This is a genomic window from Nocardia sp. NPDC004151, from assembly GCF_042874235.1.
Lineage (GTDB): Bacteria > Actinomycetota > Actinomycetes > Mycobacteriales > Mycobacteriaceae > Nocardia.
Map to the genome: position 1 here is coordinate 69,421 of NZ_JBIAMR010000013.1, position 16,714 is coordinate 86,134.

The 16,714-nt window shown below is 70.5% G+C and carries 13 protein-coding genes; 3 read left to right on the forward strand and 10 right to left on the reverse strand.

Features of this window, described 5'->3' with window-relative positions:
* Nucleotides 1-2 precede the first annotated feature (2 nt).
* From ACFYTS_RS26265 to ACFYTS_RS26275, 3 genes are read right to left on the reverse strand one after another with little or no spacing between them, the layout of a single operon-like run.
* Nucleotides 3-1,196: a cytochrome P450 gene (locus ACFYTS_RS26265; protein WP_387307876.1), complete on the reverse strand. Its 1,194-nt coding sequence runs from the start codon at nt 1,194-1,196 to the stop codon at nt 3-5.
* Nucleotides 1,197-1,216: 20 nt separating this feature from the next.
* Entirely contained in the window at nt 1,217-1,948 is a 732-nt protein-coding gene (locus tag ACFYTS_RS26270) for a DJ-1/PfpI family protein (protein WP_357287969.1), read from the reverse strand.
* Nucleotides 1,945-2,922, reverse strand: a complete 978-nt coding sequence (locus tag ACFYTS_RS26275) for a GlxA family transcriptional regulator (protein WP_379100618.1) — start codon at nt 2,920-2,922, stop codon at nt 1,945-1,947. Before ACFYTS_RS26275 ends, ACFYTS_RS26270 begins: the two co-directional genes overlap by 4 nt.
* Before the next feature lie 114 nt (nt 2,923-3,036).
* On the opposite strand from ACFYTS_RS26275, the gene ACFYTS_RS26280 reads away from it, so the two are divergent.
* Genes ACFYTS_RS26280 through rplL form a run of 3 tightly spaced genes read left to right on the forward strand, consistent with a single transcriptional unit; the run spans nt 3,037 to nt 4,235 of the window.
* Nucleotides 3,037-3,420, forward strand: a complete 384-nt coding sequence (locus tag ACFYTS_RS26280) for a thioesterase family protein (RefSeq protein WP_357287965.1) — start codon at nt 3,037-3,039, stop codon at nt 3,418-3,420.
* On the forward strand, nt 3,420-3,809 hold the full coding sequence (locus ACFYTS_RS26285; RefSeq protein WP_387307879.1) for an acyl-CoA thioesterase: 390 nt from the start codon (nt 3,420-3,422) through the stop codon (nt 3,807-3,809). The genes ACFYTS_RS26280 and ACFYTS_RS26285 overlap by 1 nt, the downstream gene beginning before the upstream one ends.
* Nucleotides 3,810-3,851: 42 nt before the next feature.
* On the forward strand, nt 3,852-4,235 hold the full coding sequence (rplL, locus tag ACFYTS_RS26290) for a 50S ribosomal protein L7/L12 (RefSeq protein WP_357287961.1): 384 nt from the start codon (nt 3,852-3,854) through the stop codon (nt 4,233-4,235).
* Between the two features lie 59 nt (nt 4,236-4,294).
* Here rplL and ACFYTS_RS26295 read toward each other — a convergent pair whose 3' ends face one another.
* The 7 genes from ACFYTS_RS26295 to ACFYTS_RS26325 all read right to left on the reverse strand — a co-directional run bounded on the left by ACFYTS_RS26295 (nt 4,295) and on the right by ACFYTS_RS26325 (nt 16,675).
* Complete coding sequence (locus ACFYTS_RS26295) at nt 4,295-5,059, reverse strand: MerR family transcriptional regulator (protein ID WP_357287959.1); 765 nt, start codon at nt 5,057-5,059, stop codon at nt 4,295-4,297.
* 72 nt (nt 5,060-5,131) lie between these two features.
* Nucleotides 5,132-6,598 carry a flavin-containing monooxygenase gene (locus ACFYTS_RS26300; protein WP_387307882.1) on the reverse strand — a complete coding sequence of 489 codons (1,467 nt, stop codon included), beginning with the start codon at nt 6,596-6,598 and terminating at the stop codon, nt 5,132-5,134.
* On the reverse strand, nt 6,595-7,515 hold the full coding sequence (locus ACFYTS_RS26305) for a ferritin-like domain-containing protein (protein ID WP_387308051.1): 921 nt from the start codon (nt 7,513-7,515) through the stop codon (nt 6,595-6,597). The genes ACFYTS_RS26300 and ACFYTS_RS26305 overlap by 4 nt, the downstream gene beginning before the upstream one ends.
* 16 nt (nt 7,516-7,531) lie before the next feature.
* Nucleotides 7,532-8,431, reverse strand: coding sequence for an SDR family NAD(P)-dependent oxidoreductase (locus ACFYTS_RS26310; protein WP_387307884.1), 900 nt, complete (start codon nt 8,429-8,431; stop codon nt 7,532-7,534).
* Nucleotide 8,432: 1 nt separating this feature from the next.
* The gene (locus tag ACFYTS_RS26315; protein WP_387307886.1) at nt 8,433-9,431 is read right to left on the reverse strand and encodes an alpha/beta hydrolase; all 999 of its coding nucleotides are present in this window, start codon (nt 9,429-9,431) and stop codon (nt 8,433-8,435) included.
* 187 nt (nt 9,432-9,618) lie between these two features.
* The gene (locus ACFYTS_RS26320) at nt 9,619-15,666 is read right to left on the reverse strand and encodes an amino acid adenylation domain-containing protein (RefSeq protein WP_387307888.1); all 6,048 of its coding nucleotides are present in this window, start codon (nt 15,664-15,666) and stop codon (nt 9,619-9,621) included.
* Nucleotides 15,667-15,811: 145 nt separating this feature from the next.
* The gene (locus ACFYTS_RS26325; protein WP_387307890.1) at nt 15,812-16,675 is read right to left on the reverse strand and encodes a class I SAM-dependent methyltransferase; all 864 of its coding nucleotides are present in this window, start codon (nt 16,673-16,675) and stop codon (nt 15,812-15,814) included.
* Between the last annotated feature and the right edge of the window lie 39 nt (nt 16,676-16,714).

Consider the following 16,714-nt stretch of genomic DNA (forward strand, 5'->3'; position numbering starts at 1 on the left):
ATTCACGTCCGCAGTCGCACCGGCAGTCGCTTCAGGCCGCGGATCACCGGGTTCGGATGCCAGCGCAGCTCCGAATCGTGCACGGCCAGTTCGATGTCGGGGAACCGGTCGAGCAGCTGGGTGAACGCGACCCGGGCCTCGAGCCGGGCCAGCGGCGCGCCGACGCAGTAGTGGACGCCGTGACCGAAGCCCAGGTGCGCGCCGTGCTCGGCCAGCGGGTCGAGGCGGTGCGGGTCGGTGAAGTGGCCCGGGTCCCGGTTGCCGGCGGCCAGGGCCACCAGGACCAGTTCGCCCGCGGGAATGATGGTGTCGCCCACCGTGATCGGCTCGGCGGTGAACCGCAGGGTGGCCAGATCGACCGGCCCGTCGAAGCGCAGGAATTCCTCGACGGCCGCCGGGATCAGCTCCGGCGCCGCGCACAGCCGGTCCAGCCAGGGCCGGTCGCGCAGCAGCGCCAGCATGCCGTTGCCGATCAGGTTCACCGTGGTCTCGTGCCCGGCGACCAGGAGCAGCAGTGCCATGCCGATCAGTTCGCCCTCGTCGAGGCGGGCGTCGGCGTCGGTCACCAGCGCCGAGAGCAGGTCCTCGCCCGGCTCGGCCCGTTTGCGCCGCAGCAGGTTCCGCAGGAAGGCCACCATCTCGTCGTGCGCCCGGGCCGGGTCCACGCCGGGTTCCAGGGTGCCGACCAGCGCCTTGGTCCATTCCCGGAAGGTGCCCTGGTCCTCGATGTCCACATCCAGCAGGTGGCAGATGATCGCGACCGGCAGCGGCACGGCGAAGGCCCGCAGCAGATCCACTTCGTCGTGATCGGCCATGGCGTCCAGCAGTTCTCGCGCGGTCTTCTCGATGACCGGTTGCAGCGCCGCCACCCGCCGCGCGGTGAACGCCTGCGAGACCGCCCGCCGCAGCCGGGTGTGGTCGGGCGGGTCGGCATTGAGCATGTGCCGCAGCCCGTCGTGGGTGCGGGGCCCCTCCCAGGGCCCGGTGCGCTTGCGGGCGATCACCGATTCGAGGAGGTCGATGTCCTTGCGCAGCCGCGGATCCGCGAGCGCGGCGCGGGCCTCCTCGTAGCCGATGACGAGCCAGCGTTCCACGCCGTCCCCGAACCGCACCCGCAGCACCGGCCCGTCCTCGCGCCAAAGCCGGTAGTACGCATGCGGATTGGCGAAGAAGTGATCGCCGAGCAGCTCGGTCACCCTTCCGACGGTACGGGAATTCAGCGTGTGGCGGCGGCCCGATCCCGCATGCGGTTGAGGGTCAGCCGCCACAGGGCGGTGGCCACCTCGAGCGGCACCCGCGGCTTGGCCGATCGTTTGGTGGCGAGCAGGCGCGTCTTGCGTAGCAGGTCGGCGCTCGCCTTGTCGGGGTGGCCGGTGTCGTACGGCGGGTGCGGGTCGTACTCGATGTAGAGCTGGGTCATCTGCGCCCGCTCCTCCCCCGCGATCCGGCCGACCAGCCACAGCCCGAGGTCGATGCCGGCGGAAACGCCTGCGGCGGTGACGATCTTGCCGCTGTGCACGATGCGGTCGTGCGGACGCGATTCGGCGCCGAAGGGCGCGAGCGCGGGCTGGCCCAGCCAGTGGGTGGTGGCGGGCTGACCACGCAGGATGTCGGCGGCGGCCAGGATCAGCGATCCGGTGCAGACCGAGGTGGTCCACTGCGTCTTCGGGTGCACCGCCCGCAGCCAGTCGATGAGCTCCCGGTCGGCCATCGCGCCGGTGGTGCCCTGTTCCCCGCCGCCGACGAGCACCAGATCGGGTGCGGGCGTCTCGGCGAAGGTGTGGGTCGCGCCCAGCGCCAGCACCCCGCTGTCGGCCACCACCGGGCCGACTTCCCCGGCGACGAAACGGATCTCGCTGTCGGGGATGCCGCGCAGCACCTCGTACGGTCCGACCACGTCGAGCACGGTCATGCCGGGATAGAGCACGATGGCGATCTGGAATGTCATGAGACACGCTCTCCTTCGGAGTTCTTGAATCGGGCGCGGTACTCGCCCGGGGGAATGCCCAGGTGGCGGTGGAAGATTCGGTACAGGGTCTCGGGGCTGCCCAATCCGACCGCGGCGGCGACCCGGTCCATGGGCTGGTCGGTGGTCTCGAGCAGGCGCCGGGCGGCGGCGATCCGCACCCGCTCCACGTAGCGGGCGGGCGTGGTCCCGGTCTCGCCGGCGAAGACGCGGGAGAAGTGCCGCGTGCTCATACCGACCCGCAGGGCCAGCGCGGGCAGCGACAGGTCCGCGGCCGGATGCTCCTCCATCCACACCTGGAGTTCACGCAGCGGATCGCGCCGGGGCGGGTTGCCGGTGAGCGGCGCGCTGAACTGGCTCTGCCCGCCGGGCCGGTGCAGGTACACCACCATCCAGCGCGCCACTTCGCGGGCCAGTTCGGGTCCGTGGTCGGCGGCCACGATGGCCAGGGCCAGATCGATGCCCGCGGTCACCCCGGCCGAGGTCCAGATCGGGCCGTCGCGCACGTAGATGCGGTCGGGTTCGGTGGTGATGGCCGGGAACTGCTGGGCCAGAAGCTCGCCGCCCGCCCAGTGCGTGGTGGCGCGGCGGCCGTCCAGGAGTCCGGCGCGGGCCAGCAGGAAGGTGCCCGAGCAGACCGAGCCCACCCGGTCGGCCACCGCGGCCACCCGGCGGATCCCGGCCACCAGTTCGGCGTCGCCGGACGCCGCCCAGAAGGCCAGCCCGCCCACCACCAGCAGCAGGTCCAGCGGCCCGGTCCAGGTGTCGAGACCGTGCCGCGCCGTCACCTCGATGCCGCACGAGGACCGCACCGGACCGGCCTGCGCCGCGGCCAGTTCGACCCGGTAGCCGCCGCCGTCGCCGAGCAGGGCGGCGGCCCCGGAGAAGACGTCCGCGGGCCCGGCCAGATCGGTCAGCTGGAACCCGTCGAACACCACGATCAGCACCACCCGCATGCCCTCAGCCTGCGGCCCGCGGGCGACGGCGTCAACGACACGACTCTTGCAAATTCGGCCATCGCGACGATGGCCGCGAGGTTGCCGGCCCCGCCCGCTTGATATGAATGCGGGGTGGCCCGACACCTTTTCCAGTGCCCGCTGCGGTGGTCCGATATGGACGCCGACGGGCACGTGCACAATGCCGCGCATTTGCGCTACCTCGAGGAATCCCGGATCGATCTGTTCTGGAAGAAGGGATTCGGCGGGGCGAACGTGGTCGCGCAGATGGATATCGACTATCTGACGCCGCTGCGGTATCGGCCCGATCCGGTGCGGATCGAGACCTGGGTGAGCCGGGTCGGCACCTCCTCGTTCGTGTTGGAGCAGGAGATCCGCGACGACGACGTGGTGTATTCGACGGCGGTGTGCACGATGGTCGCCTTCGACCAGGAGACCCAGCGGTCCCGCGCGCTGCCCGAGGACCAGCGCGTGCTCCTGAAGGATCTGGAGGCCTGATGCACACCTACGACATCCAGTTGCGCCGCACCGATATGGACGCGCAGCAGCATCTCAACAATGTGGTCTTCGCCCAGTACCTCGACGAGGCGCGCGCGGATCTGCTGGACCGCTACGACTCCAACGGCGGTCCGTGGCGCGTGGTGGTGGCGGGTCAGCGGCTGAGCTATCGCATGCCGCTGGTCTTCCGGGCCGCGCCGGTGACCGTCACCTCCGCGGTGGAGAAGCTCGGTACCACGTCGTTCACCCTGCGGCACGAGGTGCGCGACGGCGAATTCCTTTATCTGTACGCGACTTCCACCCTGGTCGCCATCGCCGACGGCGCGCCACGCCCGCTGACACGCGGGGAGCGCGAATATCTGATGACCTTGGCGGTCCCCGGCGCTTAGAATTACTTGTATCGCCTGGTCAGCGTTGCAAGGGGTTACATCATGGCCAAGATGACCGTCGTCGAATTGCTCGACGTGTTCAAAGGGATGACGCTGCTGGAACTTTCGGAGTTCCTGAAGGCGTTCGAGGAAGAGTTCGGCGTCAGCGCCGCGCCTCCCGTGGCTGTCCAAGTCGCCGCGGATTCGGCTCCGGCGGAGGCGGCCGACGAACAGGACGAATTCGATCTCGTTCTGGAATCCTTCGGGGACAGGAAGATTCAGGTCATCAAGGCCATGCGGGAGATCATCCCGGGGCTGGGTCTCAAGGAGGCCAAGGACCTGGTCGAGGCCGCGCCGAAGGCGGTGCTGGAGAAGGTCGACAAGGACGCCGCCGAGGCCGCCCGGATCAAGCTCGAGGCGGCCGGCGCCCGCGCCGCCCTGCGGTGACTCGATCCAGCTTTCGGTGACTCGATCCAGCTGTGGTGACTGATCCAGCCCTGTGCTGATCAGTCCTGCGCGCGGCGGCGGGCGGCCGTCTCCAGGTACGCCCCGAGTTCGGCGTGCAGCACCTTGTCGAGCGCTTGATCGAGGCTGTCGCGGACCGAGCGGGTCCCGAGTTCCCGGAAATGGTTGAGCATTCCGGTGGTTTCGGCGATCTCGGCGTCGGTCTCGGGCAGCCATCCGGGTCCGTGCGCGGACTCGATGCGGTCCTTGGCCGCCACCACCATCAGCCGGGCGATGGATTCGAGCCGCTCGGCGATGGCGCTGTGCAGATCGATGAGTTCGGGCAGCCGGAATCCGTAGGAGCTGAGATCGGCGAAGATGCCGAGCAGTTCGGGCCGGGTGAGCTCGACGGTCTCGTCGCGCAGCCGCACCATGCCGAGCTGTTCGAGCCGGGCCAGCTGGTCGGAGTCGACCTGGTGCTCCTCGGTGTCGCCGAAGAAGGTGTCCACCAGTTCGCGCGGGATCGCCACCGGCTCTTCGGCTTTGCCCCAGCTGTCGGTGACCGCGCTCTGCAGCCCGAGGATCTCGGTGAGATCCTTGCCGGTCTCCCAGCTGGTGATGAAGTCGGCGATGTGGGCGATGGTGAACCCGCGTTGCAGCAGCGCGTCGATGATGCGCAGCCGGGCCAGGTGGGTGTCGTCGTAGATGAGCGCGCGCCCGCTGCGGCGGGTGGGCGTGGGCAGCAGCCCCTTCTCCTGATAGGCGCGCACATTGCGCGTCGTGGTGCCGGCGGCCTGGGCGAGATCGTCGATGCGGTACTCCGCCATTCGTTCTGTTCCCGTCCCTTCCGCCGGCGACCCCCTGGCTCCGCCGGAACTTCGGCGCAGCCGTTCTGAACACTAGCGCAGGTGGAAATCCGCCAGATCCACCCTGGCCAGCTGCCGCGCGTACTGGCTGCCGAATCCCGGGTACATGGTGGCGTTGAACCCGTCCTCGGTGAGATACCAGCTGCTGCACCCCGAGTTCCAGGTGGTGGCGGTCAACCGGCGCTGCAGGCCGCGGTTGTAGCGGTCCTGCCGATCCCGCCGGGCCTCGAGCGTGCGCAGCCCGCGGTCGAGCACGATCTTGATGGCGTCGGTGAGGTATTCGATCTGCGCCTCCATGTAGACCAGCGCCGAATTGTGGCCCGGCCCGGAGTTCGGCCCGAAGGTGAGGAACAGGTTGGGGTATCCGGCCACCGTGACGCTCTTGAACGCGTATGCGCCGCCGCGCCATTCGTCGGCCAGCACCCGGCCGCCGCGCCCAGTCACCGGAATCGGCGAGCCCTGCTTGGACACCTCGAACCCGGTCGCGAACACGATGCAGTCGAAGCGGTGCTCGATGCCCTCGGCGGTGCGGATGCCGTGCGGGGACAGTCCCGCGATCGGCCAGGTGATGAGCTTGCAGTTGTCGGCCTGCAGGGCCGGGTAGTACTCGCTGCTCATCAACAGCCGCTTGCAGCCTGCCCGGAAATCGGGGGTGAGCTGCCGCCGCAGCCACGGATCACGCACCTGGGACCGCAGATGCATCAGGGCGACCGATTCGACGACCCGGGTCAGCGGCGTATTCCACACCACGCCCAGCGCCACCGACTCGTGGCCCCAGAACCAGGCTTCCCGGGCCAGCGACTGGGTGACCGGCAGCTGCCGGTACACCTGTTTGGTGAGGCCGTTGGTGCGCCGGTTGACCCGCGGCAGCACCCAGCCGGGCGTGCGCTGGAAGACCTTCACCGAGGCGGCCTGTTTCACCAGCTCCGGGATGATCTGCACGGCGCTGGCGCCGGTGCCGACCACGGCCACCTTCTTGCCGGTGAAGTCGTAGTCGTGATCCCAGCGGGCGCTGTGGATCTTGTGGCCCTCGTAGTCGTCGATGCCCGCGATATCCGGGAACCCGGCATTGGACAGCGGGCCGGAGGCGAGGATCACGGTGCGCGCCCGCACTTTTCGCCGCCCGGCCCCGAACGACAGTGTCCACAGCCCGGTCTCGTCGTCGAACACGATGCCGGTCACGGTGTGCCCGAAGCGCAGGTGCGGGGCGATGCCCGAATCCGCGACCATGGTGTCGATGTAGCCGAGGATCTCGGCGCTGCCGGAGTAGGTCCGCGACCAGTCCGGGTTGGGCGCGAAGCTGTAGGAGTACAGCCGCGACGGAATGTCGCAGGCCGCGCCCGGATAGGTATTGTCGCGCCAGGTGCCGCCTACCCGGTCGCCGCGCTCGAAGATCGCGAAGTCGGCGATCCCCTTCTGCCGCAGGCGGATGGCCGCGCCGATGCCCGCGAATCCGGCCCCGATGATCGCCACGTCCAGTGGCTTGGTCACGGCGTTCACGCGACCGGCTCGTAGGTGAGTTCCTTGGACCAGGTCGGCTGCGTGGGCAGCAGGCGGTCCGGGATGGCCCCGGTGACCTTGACCATGGCGTCCGCGAACAGGTGATACGGGTGCTCGCGGTTGACGACCCAGTCGGAATGCATTTTGACGATCCGGTACATGGGCAGGCGGTTCACGATCGGCGCGCGCTCGCCGACCTGCTTGAAGCGGGCCATGGCGGCGTAGAGCTTCTCCTCGCTCACGCCCATGTCGACGATGTTGTCGCGCATCTTGTTCAGCAGCGGGATGTAGCTGAGCAGTCCGATGAACAGCGACGGCTTGATCCAGCCGCCCACCAGGTCGATGGCCAGCTTGCGGGCGCCGGCGTGGCCGAGCAGCTCCATGACCGCGTAATCGGTGGCCAGGTGCCGGGATTCGTCGTTGTTGATCTTCTTGAAGACCTCCTGGGCGACCGGGTCGGCGATCTCGTCGGTGACGAACTTGATCAGCGCGCCGTCGAGGGCCACCTCGAGCATGGGGATGACGGTGCCCAGGAAGGACAGCGACATGCCGTCGGAGTACTTGTCCAGGAAGTCGATGACCAGCTTGACATTGATATTGGGCTCGGGGATCTCGTCGCCCTCGAGCATGCCCCAGCGGCGCATGAGGGCGAGTTCGGCATTGGCGTGCCGCTGTTCCTCGGCGTGGAAGTAGCGGTAGATCTCGGCCAGCGCGGGGGTCGGGGCCTTCTTGGCCATGGCGGCGAAGCCGCGCGCGCCGACGTTCTCGATCCACATGAGATCGGCCATGAACGGCTTCAGCTTGGCGTGCAGGGCCGGGTCGATGAGCTCGGCGCCCGGTGCGTCCCAATCGATGTCGGCCAGCGCCCACTGCTTGGACTTGATCTTGGCCAGCATGTTGTCGAAGTCGAAGGAGATGGTTTTCGCAGACATGTCAGACTCCTGTCTTCTGGAGATTCGTGCCGGTCGCCGCCGCATCCTGCTGCGGCAGGACGCGATTCACGACGCCGAGGGCTTGGGTGTAGAGGGCCGGGAAGTGCCGCTTGAGGTGCCAGACCACGCGGGCGTCCAGCTGCGGCAGCACGTACAGCGCGCCCCGGTCGTGGGCGTCGAGGGTGGTGCGCGCCACCGACTCGGGCGAGAACCCGGTCCAGCGCATCAGCCCGTCCGCCAATCGGGAGGAGCCCGAGGTGATCCGGCCGTCGGTCACCACATTGGTGCGCACGAAGGTCGGGCACAGCGCGGTCACCGCGACCCCGCTGCCCGCCAGTTCGGCGGCCATGGTCTCCGACAGCGACACCACCGCCGCCTTGGACACGTTGTAGGCGGCCATGCCGGGCGCGGCCGCGAAGCCCGCGGCCGAGGCCACATTGATGATCCCGCCGCGGCCGGCCGCGCGCAGCTGGGGTGCGAAGATCTCGCAGCCGTGCACGACGCCCCACAGGTTGATGCCGAGCGCCCATTCCCAGTCGCCGAAACCGATGTCGCCCACCGGTTTTCCACCGATTCCGACACCCGCGTTGTTGATCACCAGGGTGGGCGCGCCGCCGAACAGCAGTTCCGCGTGCAGGGCCAGGCTCTCCACGTCCTCGCGCCGGGACACGTCGCAGAACACCGCGTGCGCCGTGCGTCCGCGGGTGCGCTCGATGAGCCGCACCGTCTCGTCGGCGCGGTCCTTGTCGATGTCCGCGCACACGACCTCACCGCCGCGCGCGGCGATCTCGAGCGCGAACGCGCGCCCGATCCCGCTGCCCGCGCCGGTCACCACGGCCTTGGCGCGCTGGGAGCGGCGCTTGCCGCCCAGTGCGAAGATCACCTCGTCGATCGGCCACATGTCAGCCCACCCGCTTTCCTGGAGTCGAATCCGATTGCGCCAGTGCCGAGGTCACGAACCCGGCGGCGCATCGCAGGGCGGGCCCGGCCTCGGGCACCAGCAACGGCAGGGCCTGGAAGACGTGGATGCGCCCGGGCCACAGTTCCAGTTCGCACGGCACGCCGGCCGCGGCGGCCATATCGCGCAGGTGGCGGGCGTCGTCGGCGAGCATCTCCCCCGCGCCGGCCTGCACGAACAGCGGCGGCAGCACGGTCCCGGCCGGAATGGTCAGCTTCAGCCGCGGCGAATCCGCGGGCTCGGCGGCGGTGTACAGCTCGATGAGCCGCCGCCCGGTGCGGGCCGGGGCCATGGGATCGGGCAGCACCCGGTCGCGGCGTTCGGCGAGGGTCAGGGTGGGATCCATGAGCGGCGAGAACATGAAGGCGCCCGCGGGCTGCGCGGTGCCGTCGATCGCGTTCTGCAGCAACAGGTCCAGGGTCAGATGACAGCCCGCCGAGTCGCCGCCGATCACCAGATCGCCTGCGCGATAGCCGTGTTCGAGCAGCCACCGGTAGCCCGCCGCGGCGTCGTCGGCGGCCGCGGGGAACGGATGCTCGGGCGCGAGCCGGTAGTCCAGCACGAACACCGGCAGCCCGGTGGCCTTGGACAGCCGGGCCGCGAGTCCGCGATGGGTCTTGGCCGAGCACACCACGTAGCCGCTGCCGTGCAGGTAGTAGATGGCCCGATCGCCGTGCCGCACACCGGCGGCCCGGACCCATTCGCCGCGCACGCCGCCGGAGCGGACCGAGGTGACCGAGGTCCCCGCCGGGGCGGGGCCGCCCGCCGCCATGATCGCGGCGATGAGCGCGCGCCCGGCCGCGATCCCGATTCGATTGTTCGGCAACCACCCATTGACCTGGCGTACCCCCACCACCGACGCCGCGGCCGCGAGTCGCGTCCGCGTCGCCGCCCGGGTGGGGACCGCCGTCGGCGGGAAGGTCGCCATTGACCTCGTCCTCATGGGCACAGCATCGCGATTCAATGTGCCAGTTGTCAATGGCACATTGGTAACGGCCTAGTCACCTGTATAGTGAGCCCTGTCAGCGCGCCGTGGTCATCGAGGAACTGGACCCGTTCCTGGTCGCCTCGGTCCAGCACCCCCGGCGAGCTCTACACCAAGCTGCACCTGCCCGCCGACTGGCGAATGGTCATGGCGGGGGCAGGAAACCGGTCTTCATGTAGTAGTCGAGGTAGCGGGCCAGGATGGGGCGATCGACTCCGGGACAGGCCGAACGGGGATCGCGCGCGGCCGTTCCGGTGACCTCGGCCGAATAGTTGACGCTGAGGGCGGCGGCGCGCACCAAACGGGGGTCCGCGTCCGGCCGTTCGGCCGCCGTGAGCAGGGCCGTGGCGAAGTCCGCCGGAGCCACCGGGGCGAGACGGTAACCGTGATAGAGGATTTCGTCTCGAACGGTGGCGAGGGACACTGTCCGGACCGGCAGCAGGGTGACGGTCTCGACGTCACCGGGTTCGGCCGGTTTCCGGGCGGCGGAGACGATCGCGGCGGCGACCTGATCGACGGGCACCATGGCGACCTCGGCATCGGGTAGCTCGGGGGCGAGACCGAGGACCAGCATGGCGCGCAGCATCGTCCACCAGGCGTCGTCGGCCCCGGCCGCGCCGCACCGGGAATCACCGGTGATGAGGCCGGGGCGGTAGACGCGGACCGGAACACCACGCTCGGCGGCGGCTCGAACCAGCTGTTCCCCCACCCATTTCGTGGCGATATAGCCGGGCACGCCGTCCGGGAGCGGGCCGTTCGAGATCGAGGCCGTCGAGATGAAGTGGACCGGTGTGGCCTGGTGGGTGGCGGCCAGCCGGAGGATCTCGGCGGTGCCGGTGACATTGGCGGCGCGCATGCGGGCGTACGGCTCGAGGTGGTTGACCAGCGCGCCGTTGTGGTAGATCGCGTCGATCCGCTCGGCCAGGTCGGCGAACTCGTTCGTGCTCAGGCCGAGGCCGGGCTGCGCGAGATCACCGGGGACAGGCACTATTCGATCCATATGCGGGACGAGGTCGATGCCGAAGCGGTCGGCATTGGCGACGATGCGACGGCGGGCCTCGAGTACGCCGGGTGCGCGGGTGAGGCAGTGGACGGTGGCGGAGGTTCGTTCGAGCAGCTCCCGGAGCAGGAAACTGCCGAGGAAACCCGTTGCGCCGGTGAGCAGTACCGCCGACCGCGAGCCCGGACGCCGGGGGGCGAGACCGGCCGCGGTGATCCGGACATCCAGCACGGCGTCCGCCACCGGGTCCGGCCCGCCGCCGGCCACGGTTGCCTCCGCCCGTAGCGCGGCGGCCAGGTCGCGGACGCGCGGGTGGGCGAACAGGTCCGTGAGGGACACCGGAAAGCCGAGCCGGCCGGCCAGGGCGGCGCGAACCCGGATGGCGGACAGAGAGTTTCCGCCCAGGGCGAAGAAGTCGTCGTCACGTCCGACCCGCTCGACACACAGTTCGGCGCCGAGGACGTCCGCGACCGCGTGCTCGTCGGCCGTTTCCGGCGCGGTGTACATCCGCGACGACGGTTCCGGGTCGGGGAGGGCGGCGCGGTCCAGCTTGCCCGTCGAGCCGAGCGGGAAGGCATCCAGAATGACGAGGTCCGAGGGAATCATGTAGCCGGGCAGCAGCTTTCGGGCCGCGGCCAGAACTTCCTCCGGGCACGGAGTGCGACCGGTGACGGCGCGCAGGTATCCGACGAGCCGGTCCCGGCGGATAGTGACCACGGCTTCGGCCACCTCCGGGTGCGCGCGCAGCGCGGCCTCCACCTCCCCCGGTTCCAGCCGTTGACCCCGCAGTTTGAGCTGTAAGTCGGTGCGGCCCAAGTATTCCAGTCCCCCATCGCGGGTGCGGCGAACCAGGTCACCGGTGCGGTACATGCGCTCCCCCGCACCGCCGAAGGGGTCGGTGACGAAGCGGCCGGCGGTGCCCGCGGGGCGTCCGAGGTAGCCGCGGGCGAGCTGCGCACCCGCGACGTACAGTTCCCCGGGCGTGCCCGGTGGCACCGGGTGCAGTCGGGCGTCGAGCACGTAGGCGCGGGAATTCCAGTGCGGCGCACCGATGGAGATCGGGCCGCCGTCGTGGTCGGTGACGTCGGTGCCGGTGATGGAGATCGTCGCCTCGGTGGGCCCGTAGAGGTTGTGCAACCGGGCCGGGCTCGCTGCCCGGAACCGCGCGATCAGCTCGGCGGGCAGGGGCTCGCCGCCGACGCACACCACCCGCAAGCCCGACAGCGCGCCGTCGGGTGCGAACTCCAGCAGCGCCCGCAGCAGGGACGGCACCGTGAGGAAAGCCGTCACCCGGTGCCGGATCAGCAGGTCGGCCAGGTGGTCCGGATCGGTGCGGCGGGCGGGCGACGGGATCACCAGGCGACCGCCCACGGCGAGCGGGGCGGTGTAGCCGATGAGCGAGGCGTCGAAGGTGCTCGACACCAGCTGGATGTAGGTATCGCGTTCGGACAGCCCGTATTCGGTGGTGAGGAAGGCGATGTGGTTGGCCATGGCTGCGTGCGAGATGCCGACGCCTTTCGGGCGGCCCGTGGACCCGGAGGTGAACAGCAGGTACGCGAGGTCCTGTTCGTGCAGTGGCCGCGACCGGACGGCGTCGGTGATCGGCGCGGGCGAGAAGCTCTCCAGCTCGGGGGCATTCACGAGATCGGCGGTCACGACGCAGACGGGCTCCGCCGTGGCGAGCAGGTCGGCGGTGCGTTCGGCGGGCTGGTCGGGTTCGATCGGAAAGTACGCGCCGCCCGCCTGCACGATGGCGTAGAGACAGATCACGAGATCGGGTCCGGGCCGCACGGCCGCGCCGACCACGGTGCCGGGTCCGACACCCGATGCGATCAGCTTGCGCGCCAACCGGTTCGACCACTCGAAGAGTTCGCCGTACGTCAGCGCGGTGCGGTCACCTGTCACCGCGACCGCTTCGGGAGTGCGCGCCGCCCGATCGGCGAAGCAGCTGAACAGGAAGGTCTGCGACACCTCGCGCCGCGGACCCGTCGTCGGCAGGGCCGCGAGTTCGGCAGGATCGGTGCAGGGCAGGTCGCCGACGGGCGCGTGCGGATCGGCGGCGATGGCGGCCAGCACGGCGACAACCCGCCCGCCGAGCCGGACGATCGTGCTCTCGTCGAACAGGTCGGTGGCGTATCGCCACGAACAGTGCAGTCCCGCGGGACCTTCGGCATCCTGCTGCGGCACCACGGTGAGCTGGAGATCCAGCGGTGACACCGCCTCACCGAGATCGATTCCGGTGACGGTGAGCCCTGGCAGTCCCAGCACCTGATCTCCGAAGTCCTGGAACGACAGCGCCACCTGGAACAGCGGGTGATGGGCCTGGGTGCGGGGTGGGTCCAGTGCGGCCACCAGCCGTTCGAAGGGCAGCTCGGCATGGGCGAAGGCGGCCAGGTCGGTGTCACGCACCCGGTCCAGCAGATCGGCGAAGCGCTCGGCCGGGTCGACGCGGGTGCGCAGGACCAGCGTATTGACGAACATGCCCACGACATCGTCGAGTTCGGGTTCCCCGCGGCCGGCCACGGGCGCGCCCACGGCCACATCGTCCACCCCGGCCAGCCGCGCCAGGACGACCGCGAGCGCGGCGTGCACCACCATGAACAGCGAGACGCCCCGGGCGCGGGCCAGCTCCGCCAAGGCCCGATGCAGGGTAGCGTCCACCCGGAAATGCTGTGCCGCACCGCGATGCGAGGCGACGGCCGGGCGGGGACGGTCGACGGGCAGGTCCAGCAGGGGCGGCAACCCCGTGAGCGCGGTCCGCCAGTGACCGAGCTGTTCGGCGTGCGATGAGCCGGGATCATCGGCCGCGCCCAGCAATTCGCGCTGCCAGACGGCGTAGTCGGCGTATTGCACCGGCAGTGGTGTCCAGTCCGGGGCGGCGCCCCGGGTGCGGGCGGCGTAGGCGGTCATGAGGTCGCGGGTCAAGGGGACCATGGAGAAGCCGTCGGCGGACAGATGGTGGATGACCACCCCGAGCACGTGGTCCTGCTCCGCGATCCGGAACAGCCGCAGTCGCAGCGGAACCTCGGTGGTGACGTCGAATCCCGTGCCCGCCAGGGCGATCAGTTCGCTCCGCACTCCGGACTCGGTCACGTCGGCCGCGACCGGGTCGATCGGCACGGCGTCCGCCGGGCGGATGTCCTGATACCCGTCGCCACCGTCCTCGGGATAGACGGTCCGCAGTGCCTCGTGCCGTTCGACCAGGTCCCTCAGTGCGCACACGAGCGCGGCCACGTCGAGCTCCCCGGTCAGGCGCAGCGCGAACGGAATGTTGTAGACCGCCGACTCCGGATCCAAGCGCGCCAGGAACCACATGCGCTGCTGCGCGAGCGACAGCGGAGCCCGCGTCCCGTGCCGCGACCGCGCGGCCGGTGCGGGCCGGTCACCGGTGCCGAGCCCGTCGATGGCCGCCGCCAGAGCGGCGACCGTCGAGTGCTCGAACACCAGCAGCACAGGCACCCGGACGGCCCGGCCGGCCCCGAGTCGTCCCGCCAATCTCGTAGCGAGCAACGAGTTTCCGCCGAGGTCGAAGAAGTCGTCGACCGCGCCCACTCGCGCGACACCGAGCAGCTCGGTGAAGGCCGCGGCCACCTCCCGCTCGGTCGCGGTCAGGGCCCGCCGGTACGGCCGGGCTGCGAATACCGGCTCGGGCAACGCGTCGCGATCCAGCTTCCCGGATGGGGTCAGCGGAAGGCGGTCGAGCACCGTGAGGGCGGCCGGCACCGCGTGGCGCGGAAGATGGTGCCGCGCATGGTCGGTCAGCGCCGCGGCATCGATATCGGCTCCGGGGACGGGCACCACGTACGACACGGCCCCGTCGACGCCACTGGGCAGCCGGCGCACCAGCGTGGTCGCGAAGGCGACGGATTCGTGGGCGAACAGCACCGCGTCGACCTCGTCCAGCTCCACCCGGATGCCGCGGATCTGCACCTGGGAGTCGTTGCGCCCCAGGTATTGCAGTCCCGGCACACCGTCGCGGTCGAGCACCCACCGCACCATGTCCCCGGTGCGATAGATGCGCTCCCCCTTACCGTTCGGGTGCGGCACGAAGCGCGCGGCGGTCAGCCCGGCCCGCCGGTGATAGCCGCGCGCGAGCCCCGGCCCGGCCAGGTAGAGCTCACCGGCCACGGCGGTCGGCACCGGCCGCAGCCGGGCGTCGAGCACCAGGGCGGTCACGCCGGGTATCGGTCCGCCGATGGTGACGGTATCGGCGCTGGTGAGCGGATCGCTGATGGTCGCGGCGACGGTGGTCTCGGTGGGTCCGTACAGATTGAAGAACCCGCGCCCCGGTGACCAGCGGGCCACCAGATCCGGCGGGCATTCCTCACCGCCCGCCACCACTACCGCGAGGTCCGGCAAATTCGAGGCATCGATCCCGGCCAGCGCGGCCGGGGTGATGAAAGCGTGCGTCACCCGCTCGGCCCGCAGCAGCCGCGCGAGTTCGCCGCCGCCGTAGCAGTCGGCGGGCGCGACGACCATCGTGGCCGCCGAGCCGACGGCCAGCAGGAGTTCCAGGATGGCCGCGTCGAAGCTGGGCGACGCGAAGTGCAGGGTGCGGGAATCCGGGTCGACCCGGAAGCGGCGGGTGAGTTCGCCGCAGAGCCCGGCCAATCCGGTGTGGGTGACCGCGACGCCCTTGGGGCGGCCCGTCGAACCGGAGGTGTAGACGACGTAGGCGATGTCGTCGGCGTGCACTCGGCGGGTGCGGTCGGTGTAGTGCAGCGGTTCGGCCGAGATGTCGGCCAGTTCCGCGCGGCAGTCCGGGGCATCGAGTTCGAGCCAGTCGAGCCCGTCACCGAGCCGCTCGCGGGTGGCGGTGAGGGTGAGTCCGCAGGCCGCGCCCGCGTCGGCGAGCATGTGCGCGACCCGGTCCGGCGGGTAGGCGGGGTCGACGGGCACGAAGGCCGCCCCGGATTTGGCGACCGCCCAGACCGCGACGACCGCCTCGGCCGAACGCGGCAGCGCCAGCACCACGCGGTCGCCGGGACCGAGTCCGCGGGCGATGAGCAGCCGGGCCACCCGGGTGGAGTACGCGTCGAGCCGGGCATAGGTGAGCGAGCGGCCGCCCGCGCGCAGGGCGATGCCGTCCGGTCTGCTCTCGACCGCGGCGGCCAGCAGACGCGGCAGCGTCTGGACCCGTCTTCGGCCGCCGGGACCCGGTGCCCGGCCTGCCGCGGGAAGATCGACGGTCACCGGTTCCTACCTTCAAGCCTCGACTCGCGTACCCACCCGAGCGAACTGAATACCGGTCCGGAGCTGATCGGGCAATAGATCGGTCGAGCGCCACCGCACCGGGGCTACCAGTGCAAATGCCGGGCAAACGGGTGGGCGCGGCGGCTCACGCCCCGGCCGCGGCGTGCAGCAGCGGCGCGGGCCGGTTCCGGGCGGGCAGGCCCGCGAGCGGCTCGCCGAGGTAGTCGGTGAACAGCTCCGCCAGCGGCCGCGCCTCGACGGTGTCGAAGCCGCAGGACCGCAGCAGCGCCTCGATGTCCTCGTGCTCGAAGTAGCTGAGCCAGGGCTCGCTGATGGCCGCGATCCGGGCCGCGCGCTCGCGGACCGACGCGCGTTCCTCGTCGGTGGTGCCGCTGCTCAAGTAGTCGAGGACCAGGTGCACCGGCCGTCCTTGTCCGGCGATGAAGCGCAGGGTCTCCTCGATGGCGAGCCGGGTCAGGTACATGACCACGCCGAGCCAGACGAACACCGCGGACCGGTCGCGATCGAACCCGGCGGCGGCCAAACCCGCTGCCAGCGTGTCGGTTTCGAAGTCGACGGGCACGAAGGTGAGCGACTCGGGAATGTCGATCCCGGCCTGCGCGAGCCGGTCGCGCTTCCAGGTCTGGGTGTCCGGGTGATCGACCTCGAACACGCGCAGTCCCGGATACGGATTGCGGTATCCGAAGGTGTCGAGCCCCGCGCCGAGAATCACCACCTGCCCGGTTCCCGCCGCGACCGCGCTCGCCACCACGTCCTCGGCGAATCGAGCCCGGGCGGCGAGGAAGTAGCGCCGGATCCGCTGCCGGGGGTCCGGACCGCCGGGCCGGTCCAGGGTCGCGGTGTCGAGATCGGCGATCCGCTCGGCGGTGACGCCCGCGATCGGCGCCGCCAGCGGATCGGTGAAGACCCGTGGTTCGCCCGAGAGCTGGTGGTAGGCGCGCGCGTACGCGGTCGCCAAGGCTGTTCTGCTGGCCCGACCGATCTCCATGCCCGCCAGCCTAGAACCGATCTCGTAGGCTTTCGCCGT

Excerpts from the sequence above, each read along its gene's own strand:
- ACFYTS_RS26270 (WP_357287969.1), bottom strand. The coding sequence starts at position 1,948 with ATGACATTCCAGATCGCCATCGTGCTCTATCCCGGCATGACCGTGCTC.
- ACFYTS_RS26275 (WP_379100618.1), bottom strand. The coding sequence starts at position 2,922 with ATGCGGGTGGTGCTGATCGTGGTGTTCGACGGGTTCCAGCTGACCGAT.
- ACFYTS_RS26285 (WP_387307879.1), top strand. The coding sequence starts at position 3,420 with ATGCACACCTACGACATCCAGTTGCGCCGCACCGATATGGACGCGCAG.
- rplL (WP_357287961.1), top strand. The coding sequence starts at position 3,852 with ATGGCCAAGATGACCGTCGTCGAATTGCTCGACGTGTTCAAAGGGATG.
- ACFYTS_RS26295 (WP_357287959.1), bottom strand. The coding sequence starts at position 5,059 with ATGGCGGAGTACCGCATCGACGATCTCGCCCAGGCCGCCGGCACCACG.
- ACFYTS_RS26310 (WP_387307884.1), bottom strand. The coding sequence starts at position 8,431 with ATGTGGCCGATCGACGAGGTGATCTTCGCACTGGGCGGCAAGCGCCGC.
- ACFYTS_RS26315 (WP_387307886.1), bottom strand. The coding sequence starts at position 9,431 with ATGAGGACGAGGTCAATGGCGACCTTCCCGCCGACGGCGGTCCCCACC.
- ACFYTS_RS26325 (WP_387307890.1), bottom strand. The coding sequence starts at position 16,675 with ATGGAGATCGGTCGGGCCAGCAGAACAGCCTTGGCGACCGCGTACGCG.